The 25,137-nt window shown below is 43.4% G+C and carries 39 protein-coding genes; 36 read left to right on the forward strand and 3 right to left on the reverse strand.

The window, feature by feature from the left end; translation table 11 throughout:
• Positions 1 to 361 precede the first annotated feature (361 nt).
• Positions 362 to 1,081: a hypothetical protein gene (locus AB5618_RS09010; RefSeq protein WP_368366674.1), complete on the reverse strand. Its 720-nt coding sequence runs from the start codon at positions 1,079 to 1,081 to the stop codon at positions 362 to 364.
• An 85-nt stretch (positions 1,082 to 1,166) separates the two neighbouring features.
• On the opposite strand from AB5618_RS09010, the gene AB5618_RS09015 reads away from it, so the two are divergent.
• Complete coding sequence (locus AB5618_RS09015) at positions 1,167 to 1,340, forward strand: helix-turn-helix domain-containing protein (protein ID WP_368366712.1); 174 nt, start codon at positions 1,167 to 1,169, stop codon at positions 1,338 to 1,340.
• A 307-nt stretch (positions 1,341 to 1,647) separates the two neighbouring features.
• Here AB5618_RS09015 and AB5618_RS09020 read toward each other — a convergent pair whose 3' ends face one another.
• A complete protein-coding gene (locus tag AB5618_RS09020; RefSeq protein WP_368366675.1) occupies positions 1,648 to 2,022 on the reverse strand; it encodes a hypothetical protein in 375 nt (124 codons plus the stop codon).
• Positions 2,023 to 2,180: 158 nt separating this feature from the next.
• On the opposite strand from AB5618_RS09020, the gene AB5618_RS09025 reads away from it, so the two are divergent.
• Positions 2,181 to 2,324, forward strand: a complete 144-nt coding sequence (locus tag AB5618_RS09025) for a hypothetical protein (RefSeq protein ID WP_368366676.1) — start codon at positions 2,181 to 2,183, stop codon at positions 2,322 to 2,324.
• 170 nt (positions 2,325 to 2,494) lie between these two features.
• On the opposite strand, the gene AB5618_RS09030 is transcribed toward AB5618_RS09025, so the two are convergent.
• Positions 2,495 to 2,866, reverse strand: a complete 372-nt coding sequence (locus AB5618_RS09030; RefSeq protein WP_148463809.1) for a hypothetical protein — start codon at positions 2,864 to 2,866, stop codon at positions 2,495 to 2,497.
• 209 nt (positions 2,867 to 3,075) lie between these two features.
• Here AB5618_RS09030 and AB5618_RS09035 point away from each other — a divergent pair, with 209 nt between their 5' ends.
• From AB5618_RS09035 to AB5618_RS09200, 34 genes are all read left to right on the forward strand, one after another.
• Positions 3,076 to 3,411: a hypothetical protein gene (locus AB5618_RS09035; protein ID WP_368366677.1), complete on the forward strand. Its 336-nt coding sequence runs from the start codon at positions 3,076 to 3,078 to the stop codon at positions 3,409 to 3,411.
• 144 nt (positions 3,412 to 3,555) lie between these two features.
• Positions 3,556 to 3,804 (forward strand): hypothetical protein, encoded by a 249-nt coding sequence (locus AB5618_RS09040; protein ID WP_195992385.1) that lies wholly within the window; start codon positions 3,556 to 3,558, stop codon positions 3,802 to 3,804.
• 87 nt (positions 3,805 to 3,891) lie between these two features.
• Positions 3,892 to 4,137 carry a DUF3846 domain-containing protein gene (locus AB5618_RS09045; protein ID WP_368366678.1) on the forward strand — a complete coding sequence of 82 codons (246 nt, stop codon included), beginning with the start codon at positions 3,892 to 3,894 and terminating at the stop codon, positions 4,135 to 4,137.
• A complete protein-coding gene (locus AB5618_RS09050; protein WP_368366679.1) occupies positions 4,110 to 4,253 on the forward strand; it encodes a hypothetical protein in 144 nt (47 codons plus the stop codon). Before AB5618_RS09045 ends, AB5618_RS09050 begins: the two co-directional genes overlap by 28 nt.
• A gap of 3 nt (positions 4,254 to 4,256) precedes the next feature.
• Positions 4,257 to 5,549 (forward strand): AAA family ATPase, encoded by a 1,293-nt coding sequence (locus AB5618_RS09055; RefSeq protein WP_368366680.1) that lies wholly within the window; start codon positions 4,257 to 4,259, stop codon positions 5,547 to 5,549.
• Entirely contained in the window at positions 5,550 to 6,701 is a 1,152-nt protein-coding gene (locus AB5618_RS09060) for an AAA family ATPase (RefSeq protein WP_368366681.1), read from the forward strand. It abuts the gene before it with no gap.
• Positions 6,702 to 6,717: 16 nt separating this feature from the next.
• Positions 6,718 to 7,164, forward strand: coding sequence for a hypothetical protein (locus AB5618_RS09065; protein ID WP_173772648.1), 447 nt, complete (start codon positions 6,718 to 6,720; stop codon positions 7,162 to 7,164).
• Between the two features lie 3 nt (positions 7,165 to 7,167).
• A complete protein-coding gene (locus tag AB5618_RS09070; protein WP_368366682.1) occupies positions 7,168 to 8,757 on the forward strand; it encodes a DEAD/DEAH box helicase in 1,590 nt (529 codons plus the stop codon).
• A gap of 2 nt (positions 8,758 to 8,759) precedes the next feature.
• Complete coding sequence (locus AB5618_RS09075; RefSeq protein WP_368366683.1) at positions 8,760 to 10,997, forward strand: AAA family ATPase; 2,238 nt, start codon at positions 8,760 to 8,762, stop codon at positions 10,995 to 10,997.
• 216 nt (positions 10,998 to 11,213) lie between these two features.
• Positions 11,214 to 11,414 (forward strand): hypothetical protein, encoded by a 201-nt coding sequence (locus tag AB5618_RS09080; RefSeq protein WP_195409182.1) that lies wholly within the window; start codon positions 11,214 to 11,216, stop codon positions 11,412 to 11,414.
• 3 nt (positions 11,415 to 11,417) lie between these two features.
• Positions 11,418 to 11,813, forward strand: coding sequence for a RusA family crossover junction endodeoxyribonuclease (locus AB5618_RS09085; protein WP_368366684.1), 396 nt, complete (start codon positions 11,418 to 11,420; stop codon positions 11,811 to 11,813).
• Positions 11,810 to 12,043: a hypothetical protein gene (locus AB5618_RS09090; protein ID WP_368366685.1), complete on the forward strand. Its 234-nt coding sequence runs from the start codon at positions 11,810 to 11,812 to the stop codon at positions 12,041 to 12,043. Before AB5618_RS09085 ends, AB5618_RS09090 begins: the two co-directional genes overlap by 4 nt.
• 3 nt (positions 12,044 to 12,046) lie before the next feature.
• Entirely contained in the window at positions 12,047 to 12,325 is a 279-nt protein-coding gene (locus tag AB5618_RS09095; protein ID WP_368366686.1) for a hypothetical protein, read from the forward strand.
• Positions 12,312 to 12,629 (forward strand): hypothetical protein, encoded by a 318-nt coding sequence (locus AB5618_RS09100; protein WP_368366687.1) that lies wholly within the window; start codon positions 12,312 to 12,314, stop codon positions 12,627 to 12,629. The genes AB5618_RS09095 and AB5618_RS09100 overlap by 14 nt, the downstream gene beginning before the upstream one ends.
• Before the next feature lie 4 nt (positions 12,630 to 12,633).
• Positions 12,634 to 12,795 carry a hypothetical protein gene (locus AB5618_RS09105; RefSeq protein ID WP_215659648.1) on the forward strand — a complete coding sequence of 54 codons (162 nt, stop codon included), beginning with the start codon at positions 12,634 to 12,636 and terminating at the stop codon, positions 12,793 to 12,795.
• A complete protein-coding gene (locus AB5618_RS09110) occupies positions 12,792 to 13,103 on the forward strand; it encodes a hypothetical protein (protein WP_368366688.1) in 312 nt (103 codons plus the stop codon). The genes AB5618_RS09105 and AB5618_RS09110 overlap by 4 nt, the downstream gene beginning before the upstream one ends.
• Positions 13,100 to 13,249 (forward strand): hypothetical protein, encoded by a 150-nt coding sequence (locus AB5618_RS09115; RefSeq protein WP_368366689.1) that lies wholly within the window; start codon positions 13,100 to 13,102, stop codon positions 13,247 to 13,249. Before AB5618_RS09110 ends, AB5618_RS09115 begins: the two co-directional genes overlap by 4 nt.
• Positions 13,203 to 13,397 carry a hypothetical protein gene (locus AB5618_RS09120; protein ID WP_195992373.1) on the forward strand — a complete coding sequence of 65 codons (195 nt, stop codon included), beginning with the start codon at positions 13,203 to 13,205 and terminating at the stop codon, positions 13,395 to 13,397. Before AB5618_RS09115 ends, AB5618_RS09120 begins: the two co-directional genes overlap by 47 nt.
• The gene (locus AB5618_RS09125; protein ID WP_173772667.1) at positions 13,390 to 13,599 is read left to right on the forward strand and encodes a hypothetical protein; all 210 of its coding nucleotides are present in this window, start codon (positions 13,390 to 13,392) and stop codon (positions 13,597 to 13,599) included. The genes AB5618_RS09120 and AB5618_RS09125 overlap by 8 nt, the downstream gene beginning before the upstream one ends.
• Positions 13,538 to 13,996 (forward strand): hypothetical protein, encoded by a 459-nt coding sequence (locus AB5618_RS09130; protein ID WP_330602727.1) that lies wholly within the window; start codon positions 13,538 to 13,540, stop codon positions 13,994 to 13,996. The genes AB5618_RS09125 and AB5618_RS09130 overlap by 62 nt, the downstream gene beginning before the upstream one ends.
• Positions 13,997 to 14,545: 549 nt before the next feature.
• A complete protein-coding gene (locus AB5618_RS09135) occupies positions 14,546 to 15,595 on the forward strand; it encodes a DUF4325 domain-containing protein (RefSeq protein ID WP_173773420.1) in 1,050 nt (349 codons plus the stop codon).
• Between the two features lie 194 nt (positions 15,596 to 15,789).
• Complete coding sequence (locus AB5618_RS09140) at positions 15,790 to 16,296, forward strand: terminase small subunit (protein ID WP_195992367.1); 507 nt, start codon at positions 15,790 to 15,792, stop codon at positions 16,294 to 16,296.
• Positions 16,296 to 17,687, forward strand: coding sequence for a terminase (locus tag AB5618_RS09145; protein ID WP_195992366.1), 1,392 nt, complete (start codon positions 16,296 to 16,298; stop codon positions 17,685 to 17,687). Before AB5618_RS09140 ends, AB5618_RS09145 begins: the two co-directional genes overlap by 1 nt.
• Positions 17,688 to 17,692: 5 nt before the next feature.
• Positions 17,693 to 19,300, forward strand: coding sequence for a phage portal protein (locus tag AB5618_RS09150; protein ID WP_368366690.1), 1,608 nt, complete (start codon positions 17,693 to 17,695; stop codon positions 19,298 to 19,300).
• 112 nt (positions 19,301 to 19,412) lie between these two features.
• Positions 19,413 to 21,503: a phage minor capsid protein gene (locus AB5618_RS09155; protein WP_368366691.1), complete on the forward strand. Its 2,091-nt coding sequence runs from the start codon at positions 19,413 to 19,415 to the stop codon at positions 21,501 to 21,503.
• A complete protein-coding gene (locus AB5618_RS09160; RefSeq protein ID WP_148463738.1) occupies positions 21,496 to 21,726 on the forward strand; it encodes a transposase in 231 nt (76 codons plus the stop codon). The genes AB5618_RS09155 and AB5618_RS09160 overlap by 8 nt, the downstream gene beginning before the upstream one ends.
• A gap of 138 nt (positions 21,727 to 21,864) precedes the next feature.
• Positions 21,865 to 22,176 carry a hypothetical protein gene (locus AB5618_RS09165; RefSeq protein WP_368366692.1) on the forward strand — a complete coding sequence of 104 codons (312 nt, stop codon included), beginning with the start codon at positions 21,865 to 21,867 and terminating at the stop codon, positions 22,174 to 22,176.
• 23 nt (positions 22,177 to 22,199) lie between these two features.
• Positions 22,200 to 22,445, forward strand: coding sequence for a DUF6275 family protein (locus AB5618_RS09170; protein ID WP_233456040.1), 246 nt, complete (start codon positions 22,200 to 22,202; stop codon positions 22,443 to 22,445).
• Positions 22,446 to 22,455: 10 nt separating this feature from the next.
• Entirely contained in the window at positions 22,456 to 22,854 is a 399-nt protein-coding gene (locus AB5618_RS09175) for a hypothetical protein (RefSeq protein ID WP_368366693.1), read from the forward strand.
• A gap of 32 nt (positions 22,855 to 22,886) precedes the next feature.
• Entirely contained in the window at positions 22,887 to 23,144 is a 258-nt protein-coding gene (locus tag AB5618_RS09180) for a hypothetical protein (protein ID WP_148462432.1), read from the forward strand.
• A complete protein-coding gene (locus tag AB5618_RS09185) occupies positions 23,122 to 23,304 on the forward strand; it encodes a hypothetical protein (RefSeq protein ID WP_148462431.1) in 183 nt (60 codons plus the stop codon). The genes AB5618_RS09180 and AB5618_RS09185 overlap by 23 nt, the downstream gene beginning before the upstream one ends.
• A gap of 53 nt (positions 23,305 to 23,357) precedes the next feature.
• Positions 23,358 to 23,957, forward strand: a complete 600-nt coding sequence (locus AB5618_RS09190) for a phage scaffolding protein (RefSeq protein WP_148462430.1) — start codon at positions 23,358 to 23,360, stop codon at positions 23,955 to 23,957.
• A 2-nt stretch (positions 23,958 to 23,959) separates the two neighbouring features.
• Entirely contained in the window at positions 23,960 to 24,916 is a 957-nt protein-coding gene (locus tag AB5618_RS09195) for a major capsid protein (RefSeq protein ID WP_148462429.1), read from the forward strand.
• A 10-nt stretch (positions 24,917 to 24,926) separates the two neighbouring features.
• Positions 24,927 to 25,133 (forward strand): hypothetical protein, encoded by a 207-nt coding sequence (locus AB5618_RS09200; RefSeq protein WP_148462427.1) that lies wholly within the window; start codon positions 24,927 to 24,929, stop codon positions 25,131 to 25,133.
• Positions 25,134 to 25,137: the final 4 nt, after the last annotated feature.

Here is a 25,137-nt window from a genome sequence, read left to right on the forward strand (position 1 = left end):
TATGTCAATAACTGTTGAGCTTTCAGTATAAAAGGTTGGCGGTTATTTTTCTATACACTGTTTTATTTGACGCTTACCTCATACCGCTCACAGAATTTGAATTTGCCATTTTTCGATTCTTCAACCCACATGATATCATCCTCCTTATACGGACCATTCCGGCAGAATCACCGAGATGGTTTCTTTTTTATTGCGCCGGCGCAAGTGCCGGGAAAAATAAGTACAAAAATAACAGCCAGCGCGAACAAAGGTTCCGCTTGCATGGCTGCCCCGAAGATGATACAATATTTTTGCTAAAGATTGGTATCTCTTCGGAGATCCTTGCCGCTCTGGTGCTGGTAACACTGGGGCGGTTTTTATATCATGAATTGTGAGCAATAACATCTAATACAGATAATATTTTATGAGACTCCTCAAAAGCAACTTGATATTCTTTTGAAGAGGTTTTCATAGGCTTGGTTATTAATGGAATCAAGATACACGGTGTATTGAAATCATTTAAAGTTACTTTTATATATAGGGATTCCACTTTCTTTTTCTGTGTTCGTTTGCCGGTGATTGCGCCTGCAACAGCTCCGGCACCGCCAAATACAGCGCCGCCAATAAGTGCCTGGCCGACTCCGCCGCTTGTTACAAGAGAATCATCTTCCAGAAGCTCGTAGCTTATAAGTGCAGAAAATGGGAACCATTTGTTTGTTCCGGCTTTTTTTCCTCCGGAAATCATTTTTTCAGCAGCTAGTGATAATCCCATTGTACTTACAGCCATGATTCCCTTGAAAGATTTTCCAATAATACCTGTTTTCTTTCCATTGGTCGGAACAGTACCATTTATTTGAAACATATGATTTGCTTCATCTATTTTTACAGCACTTACTTTTTGAGTCACATGCGGTTTTGCTGGGGCAGCAGGTGCTGATACTTTTGAAGGAACGGTTTTCCAGATAGCTGATAAATCCTCCGCTGGCGATTCATCTTCTTTTGGATTTATATTCATTTCACTTGTAGGACAACCGCAGTTAGGACATGCAGATGCCTTACTTGAAAATTCTTTTCCACACTCAGAACATGTTATTAAAGCCATGGCTTTCCCTCCCATTTTTTCTTCCTGTATATATTTTTTTATTCTCTACATACTACATAGTATGAAAATCTTATTGTCCCAAATTATGTATGAGCAACATGTATCTGTACGGCGATTATCAGAGTTAACCGGAATCCCGAAATCAACGATTGGTAACATTATGAATGAAAAGTATTCACCCACGATGGACAACTTGGAAAGGATTGCCCAGGCGTTACAAGTAAGAATTTCTGATCTCTACGACTCACCGTGTAAGTAATTTGAAAAAAGTGTCCAGCATGCTGGACGATTGCGCTTCGTTCCCTATTATTGCCCTTTGTTTGTCGTATAATAAGTATAGGGCAAAAAACTTATCCGAACAAATGTTTGCGAACATATTGCATTCCAGAGTGAAAAGTAGTATATTCAAAACAAACAAACGTTCGAAAAACAAGAACGGAGGGCGTACATATGAATACTGAAGAGAAAAAAGAAAAAATACGTGAGCTTATAGACAAAATAGAAGATGATGAAATGCTATCATTTATCTACAAACTCATCAAAAGATTGATGGACTGAGGATATCCTTAGTCCTTTTCTTTTGCAATTTTTTCTACAATTTTTTCTAATAGTTCCCATTCGGATTCATCTAAACTGGCTAAGGCAAAAATAAGACGTTCTTTAAAGGAATTCTTTTCTCCTTTAAACAGGTCTGCTGTAAGTTTAGCAATTTCGTCTTGGCGATCCAGCGGTTGATCGGGATCACCCTCTCCATTTAATAGCCATTTTTTTCGGATGTGATATTTCTCGCATATATCATCAACCAAAAGTTCACTTGGGTTTCCGGTTTTTACTAATTTGGAGATATATTGCTGAGAAACATTCAAAGATTCTCCAAAAGCAGTTTTGGTTTTTCCAGAACGTTCTAGTACGAATCCAATTCTATCATTGATCGTTTCCATGCCGTCCTCCTTTCTTTGAGACAAGTATACATCGTGAGAAAACAGAAGTCAATATAAAAATACAACTAAGTTGTGCAAAAATAGTTGACAGCACAACATAATAGTGATATTATACAACTAAGGCGTGAGGAAACACAACAAAAAGTGAGGTGAATATTATGTCAGAAAAAGAGAAAGAAATTTTGAAACGCCTTTCTGAAATCCTCCCCAATCTTCCAGATTCTAAAAAAGAAAGAATCTTGGGAGTAGCTGAGGGAATGAGCATTATGAAAGAAAGCACGGAAATCAAAAAGACAGGTTAACAGGAAAGGAGAAGGATATGGAAACATTGTGCTTAGCATGCTGTTTTATTGGCACTGGATTATTAATATTATCAGTCATTCTCTGTATAGTATCTGACAACATAATATTGTGGCAAGTGATTTTAATAATTGGAGAAATAGTAGCGTTTTTCGGCTACATGCCAGTATTTTTAAAACTCTTTTGAAAGCAGGCGAATGCAGCGCTCATACAGCTTATCGGTTGATTTTGAAGCACCATTCTGAAGCACCGTATTAGCAAGTCTGAAAAGAGCACGGCGAGATGATCTGCGCTTACAAATCGCGGCAAGCTTTAAAGCTTGCTTGTAAAAAGTTAAAGCAAATCCGATTCTCTCCTTACCATATTGACAGTGAGAATAAGAATCGGAGAAAAGCTCACAAAGCTTTAAACGTTCGTCTATAGTATGGCTCATTTTGTAAATCTTATACTCCTTAACGGAGTGGATGAGAGCAGTAATTGCTGGAGCAATAATAGCGGCAATAGCTGTTATATACGCAGATGTAACGGTGAAATCATTATCCATAAGATTTAACTTCCTTTATGCATTTGATATTTAAAGGATAAGAGAATCTAAGGGAAAAGTCAATGGCATTTGGAGAAGTAACAGGAAAGGAGATGAAGCAAGATAGAGAATACAGCATTACTGATAAATTTATTTGCAACGCTGTTGAATTCGATAGCAATAATTTGCCTTGCACTTAGCATGAGAAGATAACAGGAGGCGGCTTAAAGATGGTTTATACAGAATCCATACGGGGGTATCCATACATGAAAAAAGAGCAACTCGCAAAGGAATTCCAGATCAGCACTGGAACCGTAAGAACGAGACTATTCGAAATTGAGAATCAGATAAAAAATGGACGCTACAACGATTACGCCATTATCCGGGATGGAAACATTGTCCTGATCAACGTTCTGGTGTTTATTGATTATCTTACTTATCGGCGTCAGCTTCTGGACAGCAATGCCAGGAAGTATACTCCGGCATTTCATCCGGAAAAGCTGGTGCAGATGATCGGTTGGAGCAACCGGGCTGTTGTGGAAGAAGGTGCCGGTGGTGAAGCGTAACATAATCATATCTGTCATCATAGGCACCCTTGCTACATACCTGCCGTTCTGGCAGTGGGACGGACTGCAGGTTGCAGGAGCTATAGCATTATCAATGCTTGCATGGATGCTGATACAGGGCACAGAGCCAGAAGGGAGGAGACCATGATTTTAGAAAAAATGATAGATGAGTTGTATGAGCTTTCGAAGAAAGCTATAGCAAGCGGAATCCATGTAAGTTTCGAAATAGGATTAGCTGGATATCCATGCCGGATTTGGGTGGAGGAACCTTCAGAAAGCAAAATGACTGCTTATGATATCTATCGTGAAGAAGTAATGATGAAAGAATCCGTTAAAAACTACGAAGCAGCCAGGGAGCATCTTACACGGTTGTTAAAAGAAAATGGATCCTGAGAGTGAGAGCTCATCAGGATCCGGTGTCCAAATGGACAAAAACAGTTTATCACCCTTTCATTGTAGAGGAGAAAGAGAGAAAAATCAATGAAAACATTAAAAATTTCAGCAGATAACGAAATCTCAATTATTGATGTGAATTTTGATGATTTCAAGAGTATTCAAAAAGCTTTAGGAGGCCATTTTGAAACTGTCCATACTGTCAAAATGAATAATTACTTTCAGGGACCAGTGATTATGCTGGTGGATGAGGATGGGCATTTCAAAAATCTTCCATTAAACCGTTTGGGAGCTGGATGTATGACATGCCAAGACATGGTTCTCCAATCTTAGGAGATGTGCTCCTGGCGGAAGCGCGTTATGAAGATATTATGGCAGTGCAGGAACCAGAAAAACTGATGGAGAAACTGCTAAATGATTTTGAGTTTTTGAAAAAGGAGAAAAGATAAGATATGAGCATGAAGATTAACCGTCTCGAAATCGAGAATGTAAAACGTATCAAAGCAGTAAAGTTGGAACCTGCACAGAACGGCTTAACCATCATTGGCGGAGATAACCAGCAGGGCAAAACCTCAGTTCTGGATTCCATCGCCTGGGCACTTGGCGGGGAACGTTACAAACCTTCCCAGAGTACAAGAGAAGGCTCCATGGTGCCGCCGAACTTACATATTGTGATGAACAATGGTTTGGTAGTGGAGCGTAAGGGAAAGAACAGTGCCCTCAAGGTTACGGACCCGAATGGTCAGAAGGCCGGACAGCAGCTGCTTAATGAATTTGTGGAACAGCTTGCCCTGGATCTTCCAAGATTTATGGAAGCCTCCGGAACAGAGAAGGCAAAAGTGCTTTTGCAGATCATTGGCGTGGGACCTCAGCTTGCAGAACTGGAAAAGGAAGAAAAAGAGCTTTACCAGGAGCGTCTGTATGTAGGACGTACCGCTGATCAGAAAGAGAAATTTGCAAAAGAGCAGCCCTATTATCCGGAGGCTCCAAGAGATCTGGTGTCACCCTCCGAGCTGATCAGACAGCAGCAGGAGATTTTGGCAAGGAATGGCGAGAACCAGAGAAAGCGTGATCAGGCTGCGCAGCTCCGGGAATCTGTGAAGCGTGCCCATGAGGAAGTAATCAGATTGTCTGAGCTTCTGGAAGCAGCCAAGCTGAAACATCTGCAGCTGGTAAAAGATCTGGATATTGCAGAGACTTCTGCAAAGGATCTGACGGACCAGTCCACAGAAGAACTGGAAGCTAATATCTCCAATATCGAGGAAATCAACCGTAAAGTCAGAGCCAACCTGGATAAGGAAAAAGCGGAGGATGACGCCAAAGAGTACCGTACCAAGTACGACAATCTAACAAAGCAGCTGGAAGAGACAAGGGATAAGAAGAATGAGCTTCTGACTTCTGCAGAGCTTCCTCTTCCAGAGCTATCCGTAAAAGATGGAGAGCTGGTCTATAAAGGCCAGAAGTGGGACAACATGTCCGGTGCGGAACGTCTGAAGGTTTCTACCGCTATTGTCCGCAAACTGAACCCGCAGTGCGGTTTCGTTCTTCTGGACAAGCTGGAGCAGATGGACAGAAAGACACTGCAGGAGTTTGGAGAGTGGCTGGAAGCAGAAGGACTCCAGGCAATTGCTACCAGAGTTTCTACTGGTGATGAGTGCAGCATTATTATTGAAGACGGTTATGTGGTTGGACAGGAACATCCGGAAGAACCACAGCAAAAAGCATGGAAGGCAGGTGCATTTTAAATGGAAATTATCAGAGGTGTGATTCCCTGTGCAAAGAAGGTGGTCATTTACGGACCAGAAGGAATTGGCAAATCCACTTTTGCCAGCAAGTTCCCAGATCCGGTGTTTATTGACACGGAAGGAAGTACCAATTCAATGGATGTTGCGAGACTTCCCAAGGCGTCCAGCTGGCAGATGTTGCTGGACCAGGTGGATTATGTCCGCACACATCCGACTATGTGCAAGACACTGGTCATAGATACCATTGACTGGGCGGAATCTATGTGTATCCGGCATATCTGCGACAAGCACAGAAAGTCCGGTATTGAGGATTTTGGTTACGGAAATGGTTATGTTTATGTAAAAGAAGAATTGGGGAAATTCCTCAATCAGCTGACAGAAGTTGTAGAGGCTGGTGTCAACGTGGTCCTTACTGCACATGCGCAGATCCGGAAGTTTGAACAGCCGGATGAACTGGGAGCTTATGACAGATGGGAGTTAAAGCTTGGAAAGAAAACAGCATCCCAGACCTCCCCACTGATCAAGGAATGGGCGGACATGCTACTGTTTGCCAATTATAAAACATTCTCTATTGCGGTGGATGATAAAGGGAAAAAGAGGAAAGCCCAGGGCGGTGAGCGTGTGATGTATACCACCCACAATGCCTGCTGGGATGCAAAGAACCGCTACGGTCTGCCAGATGAAGTCCCATTCAGTTATGATTCCATCCGGACAATCATTGAGGGAAATGCCGTGCCAGTAAAAGAAACACAGCCAAAATCCGTACCAGCGCAGCAGCCGATACAGGCTCAGCCAACTGTACAGCCTCAGCCGACTACGGTACAGGAAGCTACAAAGACAGAACCTGCTGTTACTGTTGGGGAGCAGATGAACCTTCCGCTTAATGAACCACAAAAGACTCCGGAACCGACAGCAAGGAGCAGCACCATTGATCCCGGAATCCCTAAAGCTTTACGTGACCTGATGGAGAGTAACCAGGTAGATGAATGGGACATCCAGAACGTAGTGGCAGCAAGAGGGTATTACCCCTCTGATGTAAAGGTGAAAGATTATGACATGGACTTTATCAATGGCTGTCTGATCGGGGCATGGCCACAGGTCTATGGAATGATCAAAGAAATGAAAGCGACACAACAGGTGCCGTTCAATTAAAGGAGGATAAAAATTTATGGCAGCAGAAGGAAGAGAGTTAGGCTGGGAGGATTCCATCAAACAGGATGCCCAGGATTATGAGCCAATTCCAGAAGGGGATTATAACGTAACAATTGAGAAATTTGACCGCAGCAGATCTAAAGGTGAGGGGAAGCTCCCTCCATGCAATATGGCAGTTGTTTATTTTACGGTGCATGTTCCAGAACGTGAGGTTACCATCCGTGAAAATTATGTACTGCATACCAGTTTGGAGTGGAAGCTGTCTGAGCTGTTCCGTGGCGTTGGCCTTAAGAAGGAGGGAGAAGAACTCCGGATGGACTGGAGTGCACTTCCTGGCAAGACTGCGCGCGCTAAGATCGGACTGAAGCCTGGAATTAAGGATCCAAACAAGAAGTTCAATTACATTGAAAAGCTGTATCCAAAGGATACCAGTAAACCTGCATTTACACCGGGAGGCTTTTAAAACATGGAACTAAGGCCGTATCAAAAAGAAGCGAAGGAAGCTATTTTTGAACAGTGGGACAGCGGGGTGTTAAAAACCCTGCTGGTCCTTCCTACAGGCTGTGGAAAGACTGTGGTATTTGCCAAGGTAACAGAGGAATGTGTCCGTAAAGGTGACCGCGTACTGATCCTGGCACACAGAGGGGAGCTGCTCGATCAGGCAGCAGATAAGCTGATGAAGACAACCGGGCTTGGATGTGCCTTGGAAAAGGCAGAAAGCTCCTGCCAGGGCAGCTGGTTCCGGGTAGTGGTTGGCTCTGTACAGACATTGATGAGAGAAAAGAGGCTGGGAAGTTTCCCGGCTGATTATTTTAATACCATCATTATTGACGAAGCCCATCACTGTATATCTGACAGCTATCAGAGAGTGCTGCAGCATTTTCCGGAAGCACAGGTGTTAGGCGTAACGGCAACGCCAGACCGTGGGGATATGCGGAACCTTGGCGTATATTTTGAATCCCTGGCTTATGAGTACACCCTTCCTAAGGCAATCAAGGAAGGATACCTGTCCCCGATCAAGGCGCTGACAATTCCACTCAAGATCGATATGAGCAACGTTTCTGTACAGGCAGGGGACTTCAAGGCAAGTGAGATTGGTACTGCGCTGGATCCATACCTGGAAAGAATTGCCCAGGAGATGCAGAAATACTGCATGGATAAAAAAACTGTGGTATTTCTGCCGCTGGTAAAGACCAGCCAGAAGTTCCGGGATCTCCTAAATGCTTATGGTTTCCAGGCGGCAGAAGTAAACGGAGACAGCCAGGACAGGGCTGAGGTATTAAAAGATTTTGATGCTGGTAAATACAACGTGTTATGTAATTCCATGCTCCTGACAGAAGGCTGGGACTGCCCGTCAGTTGATTGCATTGTGGTATTAAGACCTACAAAGGTAAGAAGCCTTTACTGCCAGATGGTGGGACGTGGCACAAGACTTTCACCAGAAACAGGAAAAGATCATCTGTTGCTGTTGGATTTCCTTTGGCATACAGAGCGGCATGAGCTGTGCCACCCCGCAAGTCTGATCTGTGAGAATGAAGAAGTAGCCCAGAAGATGACGGAGAACCTGGAACGAGAAGCCGGCATAGCTATTGATATTGAAGAGGCGGAAAAGACTGCCTCAGAAGATGTAGTCGCACAGCGTGAGGAATCCCTGGCTAAACAGCTGGCAGAGATGAAAAAACGGAAAAAGAAGCTTGTAGATCCACTGCAGTTCGAGATGTCTATTCAGGCAGAAGACCTGTCCAGTTATGTTCCGTCTTTTGGATGGGAGATGGGACCGCCATCTGACAAACAGAAGCAGACACTGGAAAAGCTGGGAATCATGCCGGATCAGATTGAGAATGCAGGGAAGGCAGCTAAGATTCTTGACCGTTTGGACAAGCGTAGAAATGAGGGGCTTACTACCCCGAAGCAGATCCGCTTCCTGGAGGGCAGGGGATTTAAACATGTAGGTACCTGGCAGTTTGACACAGCCAAGAATTTAATTGACAGGATTGCCGGGAATGGATGGAAGATCCCGAACGACATTGTACCACAGGAATATAAAGGAGCGTAAACATGGAGCAGAGGACAAGCCTTACAGAGATAATTGAATACATCGATCCCGGTTCCCTGGATTATCAGGACTGGGTGAATGTCGGAATGGCACTGAAGCTGGAAGGCTATCCGGTAAGCGTCTGGGATCAGTGGAGCCAGAAGGACTTTGGACGGTACCATGCCGGAGAATGTGAGAAGAAGTGGAGAAGCTTTTCCGGTTCTTCTTCTCCGGTAACTGGCGGGACTATTGTACAGATGGCAATGGAGCGCGGATGGGTGCCGGAAAAAGGTCATGAGCTGGACTGGAACGACAGCATACAGGTAGACAGTGACCGTGTGGTAGTGGATAAGAACTGGCTGGAAGGCAGGGAAATCCAGGAACCAAAGAACTGGAACCCGGCAGAGCAGCTGATCACATATCTGGAAACCCTGTTTGAAGCTGGGGAAAACGTAGGGTACGTAACTGGAAGTTGGGAAAAGACAGACGAGAAAGGTACCAGATGGCTTCCACAAAAGGGAAGCTGGGACCGTACTGCAGGACAGCTGATCGAGCAGCTGAATACCTGCAAAGGCGACATTGGAGCTGTGCTGGGTGATTACAATCCGGAAGCTGGCGCGTGGATCCGTTTCAACCCACTGGATGGAAACGGCTGTAAAAACGAAAATGTAACAGACTACCGGTATGCTCTTGTAGAATCTGATCACATGGAAATCGACCAGCAGAACGCCATCCTACGTGAGCTGGAGCTTCCCATTGCCTGCCTGGTGTATTCCGGAAAGAAAAGCCTTCACGCAATCGTGAGGGTGGATGCAGCGGATTATAGCGAGTATAGGAAGCGCGTTGATTATCTGTATGAAGTCTGCCAGAAGAACGGGATTGATGTAGATACCCAGAACCGGAACCCTTCCAGATTGTCCAGGATGCCAGGTGTAGAACGTGGGGAAAAGAAGCAGTTCATTGTGGATACCAACATAGGAAAATCCTCCTGGAATGAATGGTATGAGTGGATTGAAGGTGTGAATGATGATCTTCCAGAGCCGGAAGGTCTGGAAAGTGTCTGGGATAATCTTCCGGAGCTGTCTCCCTGTCTCATTGACGGGGTGCTCCGTAAAGGGCATAAGATGCTGATCTCTGGACCATCCAAGGCTGGTAAGTCTTTCCTTCAGATTGAACTGTGTATCGCCATAGCAGAGGGCAAGAAGTGGCTGCAGTGGCATTGTGCGCAGGGACGTGTGATGTACGTGAACCTGGAACTTGACCGGGCGAGCTGTCTTCACCGTTTTAAAGATGTATATGAGTCCCTTGGCTATGTCTCAGACAACCTGCAGAACATTGATATCTGGAACCTTCGAGGAAAGTCTGTGCCTATGGATAAGCTTGCACCAAAGCTGATCAGAAGGGCAGCAAAGAAGAATTATGTAGCGATCATTATAGACCCGATTTATAAGGTCATTACTGGTGATGAGAACAGTGCCGATCAGATGGCGAACTTCTGTAACCAGTTCGATAAAGTGTGTACAGAGCTTGGCTGTGCCGTGATCTACTGTCATCATCACAGCAAAGGAAATCAGGGCGGTAAGAAGTCCATGGACCGCGCTTCTGGATCCGGTGTATTTGCCCGTGATCCGGATGCACTTCTGGATTTGATCGAGCTAGAGCCGACAGAGGCATTGATGAAACAGGAAGAAAATAAGGCTGTCTGTGGAACTTGTAAAGCATATCTGGATGCACATTATAAGTGGCAGGATGACCTCTCACAGGACGATCTGTTGAGCAGTGCACAGATGTTGGGTTACTGTGAGGCACACCTGGACAAATGGCAGAAAATAGCCCTGGATAAGCAGATAACGGCTGCAAAAGTGGCAGTACAGGCGCGTACTGCATGGAGAATTGAGGGAACCCTAAGGGAATTTCCGAAGTTCGAACCGGTCAATATGTGGTTCGATTATCCGGTACACAGGATTGATCAGGTGGGAAGCCTGAAAGATCTGCAGTTGGAAGATGATAAGCCAGCATGGCAGAAAAAACAAAAATCTCCAGAAGAAAGAAAAAAAGATAAGGAAGATAGTCTGAGGTTAGCGTTTGAAGCGAATGACATGGACGGAAATGGCAGTGTGAAAATATCTGATCTGGTCACATATATGGGTGTTACTTTAAACACAGTTAAGAAATATGTGGACAGCTCAAAAGAATTTAAACGTGAAAATGGAATGATCTTTAAGGTGTCAAAGGTGTCAAAAACAATGAATGACATTTGACAGCGAGGTGTCAAATCTGTCAAAAAGTATAAAATTGACATTTTTGACAGTGGTGTCAAAAGTGTCAAAAACACTAATTTGATAGGTGCAGTGAGGTGTCAAAAAATGGGGTGTCAAATACCCCTATATATATAGGGGTATTTGACACACACCCAATTTTGACACACACACCTCTAAGCAAAATTGACAGGAAGAATTGACAGGGGGATGAAAATAATGGAAACGAATGAAAAGTATTATTGTCCTTTTGCGAAAAATGAATGCATGACTTATGGCTGCGGATTATATAGTCCATTTTATGAAAGCTGTTCGTTTCTCTTAATCGCAGAGGGTATGAAAGAAATTTCTTTTTCTGCTGATGATACAAATTTAGATTGTGCACTAAGAGTTAGCATTCAAAAACCAAAAGGGGAGTAATTTATGAGCAATGAGTTTTTCATGGTAATGGTTCCGCCGACTGTAACCCATCAGGAAAAACAGGTCAGGGTTGCCGGAGGAAAGCCAGTGTTCTATGAGCCACCGGAATTAAAAGCAGCCAGACAGAAACTGGTGGCATATCTTGGTCAGCATGTACCAGATGAACCATATCACTGTGGAGTCAGGCTGATCACAAAATGGTGCTTCCCCAGGGGAAAACATTTGGATGGTACCTACAGACTTTCCAAACCGGATACGGACAATCTGCAGAAACTATTAAAGGACTGCATGACGAAAGTTGGTTTCTGGGATGATGATGCACTGGTGGCTTCGGAGATCGTGGAAAAGTTCTGGGCGGAAGTCCCTGGGATTTATGTCCGGATCGACAGGCTGCCATGATCTGGCTGACGCCCCAGGAACGAAAAGCTCTCTGGGAAGAATATCCGGAAGTACAGGAGATGTATGAAAAGTACAACGGTATTCTTCCGGAAGATGATGGAGCCTGGGAGAGAGTTGCAGAACGTTGTCACCAGATTAGAGAACAATACCAGACGATGCAAGTAGAAGTCGCACTGCTGGATGTAGTGTGGCAGCTGGAATGTCTGGCAAAAAGAAAAAGAGGAGATTAAGCTATGCTACAGGAAATGAAGTTAGAGGACGCATTGAAGAAGTTTCTCCAGGGGAGAAAAGTCCTGGTCATGTACGATGAGACACTGGAAGCTGATAAGCTGGCGTTTACAGTAGAGCCGCTGGAAGAAATGCTGAAAAGAAATCGCTTCCTGGTTGAGGTGCCGGCTGTGGAGAATCCGGATTTTAAAGAGACTGTGCATCAGATGGCAGCATCGGAAAAACTGCCCCCCCCAAGAGCCTGTTCGGGAAGAACCAGAGGTAGTGCCTATGGAAATCAATAAAAGTCTGACGCTGGAGCCAAGAGGATATACCGGATTTTTACATATCCGCTGTGAACACTGTGGTAAGACAAAGACCTTCTGTACCAAACATCAGCTTAGTTATTATGGCTGTAAAGAATGCGGCGAGAAGACGGACCTGAAGAATTTGAAACTGGCATTTATTAACTGTGAATGCGGTGGTATGGCAAGATATTTCACAAATGAGACTGCAGAGCTGATCGAGCTGAACTGTATAAACTGCGGTATGCCTGTTGCACTGAAATACAACGCCAAGAAGAAACTGTATGAAACGATAAGGAGCTGAGACTATGGCAGAAAAATATAAAACCTGTAAACACAGTACCGGCAGGGTGGGAGAGCTGATCGTATACGTTCACCCGACCTGTCCGAGGCTATCAATGATAAAAGGCACCTTATGCAGCAGTAAGATTCGCTGCAGGGAGTGCCGGAGCTGGGAGGAGAGAAGATGACGCTGAATGAATTAACAAATAATCAGAAACGCAAAGAGTTTCTGGACAAATATACAGGATGGAACTTGTGGCTTGCTGTGCCGGAAGTAAGCGAAAAGTATTATTCTTATCCGCTTCCGGACAATACAATGATCATCGTCAAAGAAACTGAACGTGCAAAAGGTGATGACTGGTGGAAGAAAGACGAGCGCGGCGGCTATTACGTTACCACAGAATACTATCTCCTGGAAGGTGATTGGAAAAGATTCGCAGACTGCAAAAAGAGTATGACGCAGATTATTGAGCATCTGAGAGAGGTGAAACAATGATAGACGTAATCGTTGTAATGGGTGTTGGCGTGCTAATCGGAGCCTTTGGCGTGATCGCCTGGGCATTAAGTGCCGTAAACAAGGATAGAGGTGAAAAAGATGACAGAGACCAAGCAGGGAAAGGCAACGGACCGGAAAGCCACTGAGGCGGTGAACACGATTAGAATTTACTGTAAAAACAATGACATTTACGACTGCGTATTTAACTGTGCGATACGGCAGGTATGCAGAGGATATTTTCGCAATTTGAACGTACCGATGCTGTGGCCAGAAGTGGAGGTGCCGGATGATTGATGAGAAGAGAGTGCTGCAGGTTGCCAAGGAATTGAGCATGAACCCGGATAAGGCCAGGAAGCTCCTGGAGGATGCCAGATCAGAACCGGCAATCCTGGCACAGGTACATAGATACGAACTGCTTGTGGGAGGTGATAGAGGTGGACAAGACGGTGCTGGAGCAGTATGTGGAGCTAAAGGAAGAAATCAAAGACCTACATAACCGCATAGACCGGGACAGGCGCAGGCTGGTCAAGATCGAGAATGAGGGTGTGGTTTCTGATACCGTGAAGGGAACCAGAAAGGATGGAACCTTCGGTCCGATCAAGATAACCGGCTATCCTTTTCCAGAAGTTGATCAGGTGAAGGGTATGATCAAAAAGCGGGTAACAAAGCTTCACATACTGGAAGATGAACTGCAGGACGCACTGAATGCAGTAGATGATTTTATCCGGGAAATCCCACAAAGCGATCTGAGAATGATGTTTCGTTTTTATTACCTGGATGACATGACATGGGTGGCGGTAGCAGCAAATATGAACAGCCGGTTTCCAAAACGGAAATATACAGAAGACAGCTGCAGAAAGCGTCATGACCGATATCTTGAAAAAATATTATAAAATTTTCAAAATGTCCGGTCAAGTCCGCTTCGGCTATGGTAGTATGTACACTGAGCTCAGAAGGAAAGACTTCCGATGATGAAATACCCCCACCCATAAGGTATGAACGACTGCCAGGTGTCACAGCCTGGCGGTTGATTCGGTTAGTACCATACCGATGGCCAAAGGTACTGTTACTGCTTAGCAGGTAAGCGGCTGTTATTTACTGTTTTCCACAGTGGAAGAGAAAATGGCGGTTAAGGTGAAAGACACTGTTCGAAAACAGGGTTAGGACCCTGGCTGGACGCTTAGTTGCAGCCAATCCACGGAACACTTCCCCGATCGGGAGGGAGCATGAGCCGTTAAGCCGAGCCGCAGGTTCGAGTCCTGGTGTTCCGATTAGCTTCGAGAGAAGCAATTCTTAGAAAGACATCTGACTAATAATGGTTAGGTGTCTTTTTGCATGACATTAATTCAGAAATAAAGAAATTTCAGCCTTTTTAACTTTACAAAACTATAAATTGATGTTATAGTTAAAAATGAAAAAAATAAAGTTAAAAGGAGGCATCTATGAGTTTTACTAAAGAGAAAAAAGAAAAAATAAAAAGATACATTTTGGAAAAAGTAGACAATTCCCAGAATGATATTGCAAAGAGAACTGCAGAAGCCTTTCAGATATCGTTAAATACAGTGTATCGTTATATTAGAGAACTCGAAGCAAACAAAATAATAAAAAAGAGAGATTCTAACAATAAAAAGTACGAGCTAATCAAGGAAACTCATAATTATGTTTATGATCGTAGAGAAACTCCAGACCTTCAGGAAGATGTTGTTTATGATTTATGTATAAAAGAATATGTTGAAAAATTACCATTAAATGTTCAAAAAATATGGCAATATTCTTTTATGGAAATGATGAATAATGCAATTGATCATTCTGAATCTGATATTATTTTAATAAGAGTTATCCAGGATTACATGAATACTATGATTCTTATTGCAGACCAGGGAGTTGGAATCTTCAGAAAGATTAGAGATTATTATAATTTTCCAACATTAGATGATGCTGTGGGGGAACTGTTTAAGGGAAAACTTACAACAGATACACAGAAACATTCTGGAGAAGGAATATTTTTTACTTCTAGGGTTTTGGACACATTTGCTGCTTTTTCTGATGGAAAAATATTTACACATGATAAATATAATGAAATTTTGCAAGATGCAGATGAAGTAGAGTCGTTGAGCAAACAAAAAGATAGTAGGGGAACTATTATTCTTATGAGTTTGTCAAATTATAGTAAAAAAATTTTGAGAGAGGTGTTTAATATGTTTTCTGATGTTGATGGAGGATTTACAAAAACGCATGTTCCAATCAAAAATATTTTTGACACTTATCCTGTATCGAGATCTCAAGCAAAAAGACTATGTAACAGATTTGAAAAATTTAAAGTGGTAGAATTGGATTTTGCTGATGTTGAAGAAATTGGACAGGGATTTGCGCATGAGATATTTGTTGTTTTTCAGAAAAATCATGCTGACATTAAAATTGTGCCGGTAAACACTAATTTAGAGGTGGAAAAAATGATAAATCATGTAAAAAATACAGAAGAAAATAACTAAAAACATGTATTACCAACAAAGGCAGCTCCCCGGAGCTGCTTTTTCTATGCCAATTTTCGTACAGCGTGCACAGCACCAGCCGTTATTTCTTGCATACGGTCACCTCCTTTCATGATTGACGGCGGCAATCGGCTGTCGTGGATGGTGCTGGCAGGACTGTATTTTATTATATTTTTGAAAGAAGGTGAGCCTGAGTGACAAAAAAACAAAAGAGATTTGTAGATGAGTATCTGATTGACCTGAATGCTACCCAGGCCGCCATAAGAGCCGGATACAAGGCGAAAAATGGTCAGAGAGCTTCTGAGATCGGACATGAATTACTCCAGAAAACCCAAGTTTCAGAAGCAATCTCAGAGGCAATCGCAGAAAGATCCAAAAGAACCGGAATAAATGCTGACCGTGTTCTTCTGGAGCTGGCCAGAATTGCATTTGTAAATGCAGATGATGTAATCAATGCAAAAGACGCAACACTAAAAGAAGATGCTTCCAGGGACGATCTGGCAGCTATACAGTCCGTGAAAGTAAAATCTTTTGGAGAAGATGGCGTGGAAAGAGAAATCAAGCTTGCAGACAAACTGAAAGCCCTGGATATGCTTGGACGCCATTTGGCAATGTGGAATGACAAGCTTCAGCTCAGCGGTATGGAAGAAGAAAAATCAAAACTGGACAGCTTGATCAAGCAGATCAGCGGAGGCGGATAATGAGCAGCATGGATCTCGTGCTGTCTGAAAAATACAAAGCGTTTTTGAAATGCCAGACACCGGTGGAGTTCCTGGAAGGTACCACGGCAGCAGGAAAGACTACAGTAGGAATTTTTAAGTTCATGTTGAAGGTAGCCCAGAGTCCGAAAAAGCTTCATATCCTGGCAGCAGACGACACAGGAACAGCAGAGAAAAACATTATTAACAAAGACCTTGGAATCCTGGACGATTTCGGAAGCCTGGTAGAGTACAACGGATCCGGCACCAAGGATGATAAGATCCCGCATATTCTTTTTCATACTTCATCCGGGGACAAAACCATATACGTTTTGGGATATGGAAACAAGAAGAAATGGAAGAAAGCCCTTGGCGGTCAGTATGGATGCCTGTACATCGATGAGATCAACACGGCAGATATTGACTTTGTCCGTGAAGCTTCCATGCGCTGTGATTATCTCATGGCAACCTTAAACCCGGATGATCCGAGCCTGGATGTGTATAAAGAGTATATCAACTGCAGCCGCCCGCTTCCTGAATGGGAAGAGGACACGCCACAGGAGATTAAAGACGAATTAAAGGAAGAACCAAAGGCAGGCTGGGTTCACTGGTTCTTTTCTTTTGACGATAACGCCGGACTTCCGGAAGAAAAGAAAGACCAGATCATCCGGAATACCCCGAAAGGAACCAAGATCTACAAGAACAAGATCTTAGGCCTCAGAGGAAAAGCAACAGGCCTTGTGTTCAGCATCTTCCTGCGCCAGCGGCATGTCCGCACAAAGGAATGGGCAAAACAATTTGTACAAAGACCGGGAGAACCAAAGAAACACGAAATTTTCATGTGGTTTTCGGCAGCAGTCGATACCTCATACTCCCAGAAATCCCCGGACACAATTGCTTTTTCCTATCTTGGGATTACAAACAAAGGAAAATGCATCGTTCTGGATGAAAAAGTTTACAGCAATGCAGAACTGGACATCCCCCTGGCTCCTTCAGATACAGTAAAGAATTTGATTGATTTCCTTGACCGCAACAAGAAGGAGTGGGGACTTGCACGAAACGTATTCCTGGACAGCGCCGATCAGGCAACCATGCAGGAATGGAACAAGTATAAGCGAAGAAATGGCTGCATTTATACACTTAACGATGCATGGAAGAAGATGGAGATTATCGATCGTATCAATGCGCAGCTTGGATGGATGGCATTTGATGACCAGACAGGCATTGAGCCATGTTTTTATGTACTCGATACCTGTTCGACTTACATTCATGAGATGGAAACATACAGTTGGAAAGAAGATAAAGACAATACACCAGAAGATGGGCATGACCATATGGTTAACTCTGTGCAATACGCATGGATCCCATACCAGGGCAAGATTTACAAGAGGTGATAATTATGAACTGGCTTCAGAATTTTATTGCACGGCTATTCCGGATAGAACCTGCAAGAGACAGGGTGATTACAATCAGAGAAGCTCATACCTTCCGTGAGAACGTGATCCAGAACAAGCTGTGGTATCTGGGAGATGGAGTTACCCTGGAACAGTACTTTAAAAAGACTGCAAAATGGGATGTGGAGAAAGCCCGCTTCTGGGCAGCCACAGCGCAGGGAAATGTAAGAAAGATACACAGCGGAATTGTTGGAACTGTAGTAGACAGATATAAAGACATTGTGCTGGCTGATCTGGACGCTGTTGATTTTGGCGAGAATATGGACATTCTGGAAGAAAGATGGAATGAAATCTTTGAGGGGAGTAAGCTGAACGATGTGATTGGAGATGCTATCGTTGGAGCGTTATCTTCCGGAGATGGAGCCTTTAAGATCACGGCGGATGAGTGCAGCCCTTACCCTATTGTGGAATTTTACGATGCAGAGGATGTGGAATATGTATATATCCATTCGACGCTGCGGGAAATCAAGTTCTACACAACCTACAGAAATCGGAACAAAGATTACAGGCTGCAGGAAACCTATGGATATGGCTATGTAAGATACAAGCTTTACGATGATGCCGGAAAAGAAGCCCCATTACAGTTTCTTCCGGAAACAGCCCATTTGATTGATTTTGGATTCGATGAAAGCCTGATTTTGGCGGTGCCACTTAAAATTCTTACATCCACCAGATATAAGAACAGAGGAAAAGCCCTTTTTGAAGGAAAGACAGATGTGCTGGATGGACTGGATGAAACGATCAGTCAGTGGATGGACGCAATCAGAATGGGCAGGATCAAGCGTTATATTCCGCAAAATCTGATTCCGAGGGATGAGGAAACCGGGGAGCTGCTTCCGGCTAATCCATTTGACAATGACTTTATTGCCATTGGGGACGATATGGGAGAGAATGCCAGCCACCAGGTGGAAATCTCACAGCCTCAGATATCCTACGAAGCTTACGTAAACAGCTACGCCAATTTCCTTGATATGGCCCTTCAGGGAATCATATCACCATCCACACTGGGAATTGATCTGAAGAAAACAGATAATGCAGAATCACAGAGGGAGAAAGAAAAGGTTACCCTTCATGTGAGAGGGAAGATAGTAGACGCTTTGAACAGTACATTGCCGGAACTGTTCAAGACAATCCTGCAGTGTGACGATATTATGAACGGGAACAATCCGGGAGAGTATGAAATATCCGTGAAGTTTGGAGAGTATGCATCCCCAGACTTTGGAACAACTGTGGAAACTGTAGGAAAAGCTAAACAGTACGGAGTTATGAGCCTTGAAACTTCTGTGGATCAGCTGTACGGAGATACCTGGACAGATGAGGAAAAGGAAGCAGAAGTAGAACGTCTGAAACTGGAACAGGGAGTGCAGGATCTGGAAGAGCCGGGGCTTACCATGAAAGCAGGAGAATTTGAAACAAGTCTGGAAGAAGGTGAGAATGATGAAGGTAAAAGTAGGACCACGGATCTACAGGATGAACCGAAAGGAGTACCAGGAGTTTCTGGAAGTAGCAAAAGAGCAGGTACCGATGGGCGTGTACGCTCTGGAAAAGAATGATTATGCTGAGCTTAGAAATGATGCCTGTACCAGCAAAACAAAGCTGAAAGACATGATCCGAATATTCAAAAGCCAGGGCTTTAAGGTATATGCAAACGGGAGGTAACCACATATGCAGAAGCTTAACACCGTCTACGACATTGGAGCTGCCTTTGAAGCCATAGAAAATGAGCTTATATCTTCCATGATCCGTAATATGCGCCGGCACAAGCTGGAAGAGATCGATGAAGATAAACAATGGGCTATGTGGCAGGCACTGCAGCTTAAATCCCTGGAAAAGTATAAGAAGGACAACCAGAAGAAGTATGGCAAGCAGTTCAAGGATATCAATGCACAGATCAAAACACTGATATCCCTGTCCAGATCTGAAGGCGAGATGGCACAGGAGATTGCAATCCTGGAAGCTATCAGAAACGGATTTCCTGCTAAACATATTTCCAAAGGGGCGGCAGCTGAGTTTTTCAAGGTGAATGACAGAAAATTGGAAGCCCTGATCAGTGCTACTATGAACGACATGGAGAAGGCTGAGATTGCTGTCCTTCGAATGGCAAATGACCAGTACCGAAAAGTGATTTACAATGCCCAGGTATATGCAAACACCGGAGCCGGCACCTATGAGAAAGCTGTGGATATGGCTACAGAGGATTTTGTAAAGGCTGGCTTGAATTGTGTGCAGTATGCCAACGGCGCAAGGCATACACTTGCTGATTATGCGGATATGGCAATCAGAACAGCCAGCAAAAGGGCATACCTGCAAGGAGAAGGCCAGAAGCGCCAGGAATGGGGAATATCTACAGTGATTATGAATAAGCGCGGAAATCCCTGTCCGAAATGCTTGCCTTTTGTGGGAAAAGTGCTGGTTGATGATGTGTGGAGCAATGGTCCGAAGGACGGAAAGTCACCGGTTACCGGAATCAAGTATCCACTTATGAGCAGTGCCATAGCCGCAGGCCTGTACCATCCGCGCTGCAAAGATAGCCACACTACATATTTCGAAGGAATCAGCACCCCGCCAGAGAAGAGCAGGTATACCAAAGCAGAGCTGAATGAACTGGTGCGGAAACAGGAACAGGAAAGCCGGCAGCAGTATGCAAAGAGGCAGGAAAAGAAGTTTGGTAGGTTGGCAGATTTTTCTCTGGATCCGGAGAACCAGAAGAGATACGAAACTAGAAGACGCGAATGGAATGTAGAAGCACATCCGCCTTTTAAACCTGCTCAAACAATGGAGGAGGCACAACAGTATGCGCAACAGTTTTGCAAAGAGAGTATGTTGGATAGAGTCTTCAAAGGTAAGGCTGATTACAAGGGCATATCCTTGGAAAATGCAAACAGCATCAATGAAGGACTGAATGACATATATAGCGCGTATGATATTCCGAAAATCAATGGAGTAAAAACGATTGATCCAAAATCAGCAAAAGGAAAGAAAATCTTTACGAGTGAAGACGCGGTGATGGCTTATTCTCCAGTTGAAAACGGAATTTATATCAACAAAGCGGTACTGAAGAATGAAAAGACCCTGGATGACTATAACAAGAAGTCAAAAGAAGCCTGGGAAGTGGTAATGGATAACATAGATACACTTGAAGGAAACAAACGAGAACTTGCAGAACGCTATAAAGCAGCTGGGCGAAGCCTCATAGGAGACGGATCAGCAAAAGATTATATTACGCACGAGATGGGACATCACATCCAGTGGCAACTTTTTGATGCAAAAACTATAAACGAGATAGGTGAGGATGCCAAAAAGTATGCTGGTAAGATATCTGGTTATGCGACAGCAAGCAAAACAGAGTATTTTGCAGAAAGCTTCGCGGCATACATGAAAGGGCAAACCGATATTTTAGATCCTAAGTTTGTAAATTTTTTGGATAAAAAAGCTATTGTAAAAAAGGCACGTAATGGTATAATGAAGAAAAACGAGGATACACTAAAGATGGATTTGCAATTATTTGCTGAAAGCGATATTAAAAATCAAGAATCCGGCTCATTAAAACGTGCAATTCGAAAATACCAGAAAAGAATAAAAGAACATGAAAATAAGCTGGAAAATCCTGCACTCTATTGTTCAGACTGGAATGATAAAATGACCTGTGAACAGGAAGGCTTGAAACGCCATTGGAAAAAGGAAATCCGCAATTTCAACCAGGCAATAGAGGATAGAGTTAATGAATTGATGGAAAGGGGCGATTATAATGACTGATGCATTAACAAGAGAAGGAATTAAATACATGATCGCACGATTGCTGGAAAATGCAAATGAAGCGGCAGAAGAAAGTAAAGCAAACAAAGATGATGCATATTGTGCCGGACGCAAGGTTGCATACTATGAAATGCTTGATATATTAAAAACTGAATTGGATATCAAGGAACAGGATTTAAAAGAGTTTGGACTTGATATTGATTTAGAGAATAAAATTGCATAAAATAAAATACCACCAGTCAGAAAATGACCGGTGGTATTTTATTACCTGAAAATATCAATACAGTTATTAAAACAATGATAGCACGCCATAAGACGTGTTATTTTTGTACTTATTTTTAAGAAAGAGAGGATGAAGAAAATGAAAAAATTATTTATCAGCCAGCCTATGAGAGGAAAATCAGATGAAGAGATACTAAAGGAAAGAGAAAAAGCAATCAAGAGCGCAGAAAAGCAGATGGATGAACCTGTAGAAGTGATTGATTCTTTCTTTCAGTCGGCACCGACAGATGCAAGACCTCTTTGGTATCTTGGAGAATCATTGAAATTATTGGCTACAGCAGATGTTGCTTATTTTGCTAAAGGCTGGGAGAAAGCCAGAGAATGCAAAATTGAGCATACTTGCGCTGTAGAGTACGGAATCCCGACAATTGAAGATTGCAGAAAGGAATAGACAACATAGGACATGAAGAATTTTTGAGATTATGTAAAGCAAAAGTTGCGGAGTACACCAATAGTCACATGGATGTTACAGACCGGCAGCAGGTGACTGTACATGATGTGTATGTGGTATGGAGCTGTAAGACTTTGCAGAATAACAAGGCATTGCTTAGCACTACAGTACCAGATGGCATGTACTATGAGCCGACATATAACGGCGATAAGAATGAACTGTATATGGATGCCTATAAGAAGTTTGAAAACAGAAGTTTCAAAATGTAGGAGGAAGAAAATGAAAAGAAGAGCAACCAAAAGAATTGCAGTATTAATGACACTGGTAATCTTGACATGTTTTTGTGCTACTGGTTGCACAGAAGCTGATCAGGTGAGTGCGAATATTTCACAGGATGCAGATAACTTCAACGTAACTAGAAAACTTACTGTTTTGAATGCCAGAACAGATACAATCCTGTTGGAATTGACTGGAACATTTGCACTGAAGAATAACTCTTCAAGAGAACTGGAAGTAATTATTGAGACCGCAGAAGGAAAGTACCAGAAAGACTATGTTTATTTGAATGACTATACCATGTATGTAGTTGAAGACATTTCTGGATCGGATGTGGATAAGTACCATTATGAGATTAATTTCCTTCCGCAGTGGGGACTTAAAGTCACACACAATGATTAAATTTGCGCCGGCACAAATAGGGGGGAAAGACAATGAAAACTGTAGTAATTGAAGGTAAGGATCTGCTGTTCACACTTTTTAAACTTGCATTTTATATTTGGATAGAGATGTGGAATGTGAGAATTTTGCTGGTAGCAGTTAAGATGGTGATTGCTGTAGGTGGATATTCAACTTATTTGGCGGTAATTTTAGTTTCAGCTTATGGGATTTGTTCTGCTTACAGAGGGTTAAAAAAGACAGTTGCTAAAACAATAAGGAGGTGGTTATTTGAAGGTGATAGTGCAGCATAATTTCCGCGACAAAGAAAATGCTCTGGTTCTTCGTACAGCCGGGGAAGAACTGGAAGTGTCCCGGAAAAGAGCAGAGCATCTTGCAAATCTGCAGTTGGTAAAGACCGTTGAAGATCAGAAAGGCGGTGATCCAAAATCTCCCAGTAAGGCTGAGGGTTAGAAGCCTTATTTTTATGCCCGGAATGGCGTGAAACTACCAGAAAGGAGAAAGACATGACACAGGAACAGTTTGAGGCTCTGGGTATTGAAAAGAGCCTTGCAAAAAAAGCAGCAGATGAATCCAAGAAAGAACTGGAAGGATATGTTGCCAAAGAAACCTATGACACAACCGAACAGCAGCGAAAGCAGCTGGAAACAACAGTGAATGATTATAAAACCCAGTTGGATACTTTAAAGACATCAGCAGGGGATAATGAAGCACTGAAACAGCAGATTGCAGATCTTCAGGAACAGAACCGCCAGAAAGACACAGAACACCAGAATGAGCTGAAGGCTCTTAAGCTTACCAATGCGATTAAAATGGCTATTTCTTCTACTGCACAGGATAGCGATCTGGTTGCCGGCCTGGTGGATCGTAATAAGCTGATTCTTGGGGAAGATGGAAAAGTGACCGGGCTGGAAGAACAGGTGAAAGCTTTAAAAGAAAGCAAACCATTCCTGTTTAAACAGGAACAGCAGACAGGAAAGGGAAAGAAAGGATTCTTCCCGCTGGGAGCGCCAAAAGCTGAGCCAGGAGGCGAAGAAGGCCATGTGTCAATGAAGGAAGCGATTGCGGCAAAATTGAACTTGGGTTCAGAAGGGAAAGGTGAATAATTATGGCAATTACATTAGAAGAAGCTAAGAAAAACGTCCAGGATGATCTGCAGATGGGCGTTATTGATGAATTTCAGAAATCAAATTATATCTTGGAACACATTCCATTTGACGATGCAGTATCTCCTACCGGTGGAGGGGCTACACCAAGCTACAGCTACACACGATTGAAAACACAGCCGACAGCTGCATTTCGTGAGATCAATAAAGAATATGCACCATCTGAGGTAACCAAGGAACGCCACACGGTTGAAATCAAAGTGTTTGGTGGAGCTTATGAGATTGACCGAGTTATTGCGAATATGGGCGGTATCGTAAGCGAAGTGGAGCTGCAGCAGGCACAGAAGATCAAAGCAGCTCAGGCACTTTTCAATGATACCTTTATCAATGGTGATACAGGGGTTGATTCCAAATGCTTTGACGGACTGGATAAGGCACTTACAGGAAGCTCTACGGAATACAATGCAGATGGAGTGATCGATCTGTCCACTTCCGAGCTGGTTACCAAAAACTATCAGTACTTCCTGGATATGCTGGATGAGTTCCTTGGCGGTCTGGATGGTACTCCCACATTCATTGGAGGAAACAACAAACTGATTTCTAAACTGAGAGCTTGCGCGAGACGTGCCAGCATGTATCAGGTAACAAAGGATAACTGGGGAAATCAGGTAGAGAGCTATGGCGGCATTCCTTTTGTTGACCTGAAGACCAAACCGGGTACGAATGATGAAGTAGTACCGATTGAATCCTCAGATGGAAAAACATCCCTGTATGTTGCCAGACTTGCAATGGATGGACTCCATGCAGTGTCTTTCGCAGGAGTAGCACCTGTACAGACCTGGCTCCCGGACTTTTCAACTGCTGGAGCAGTGAAGAAAGGTGAGGTTGAAATGAACGCAGCTATTGCACTGAAGACTTCCAAGGCGGCAGGTGTATTCAGGGGAATCAAAGTAAAATAGGAGGCGAAGAATGAAGATCAAAAGTCCAAATAAAGATTACACAGGTGTTTCCGCTTCTGTTCCTTTCTGTAACGGCGTAGGAGAAACAGAAGATCCTTATCTGATCCAGTGGTTCAAAGACCATGGATACGAGGTAGAAGAAACTCCGGAGAAAGCTTCTAAAGAAGCAGTAGAGAAAGAGGAAAAGCCTGCAAAAGAAAAGAACACTTCGAAATGAGGTG

Source organism: Ruminococcus sp. J1101004sp1_RTP21198st1_B9_RTP21198_201120, from assembly GCF_040924245.1.
Taxonomy (GTDB): Bacteria; Bacillota; Clostridia; order Lachnospirales; family Lachnospiraceae; genus Blautia_A; species Blautia_A faecis.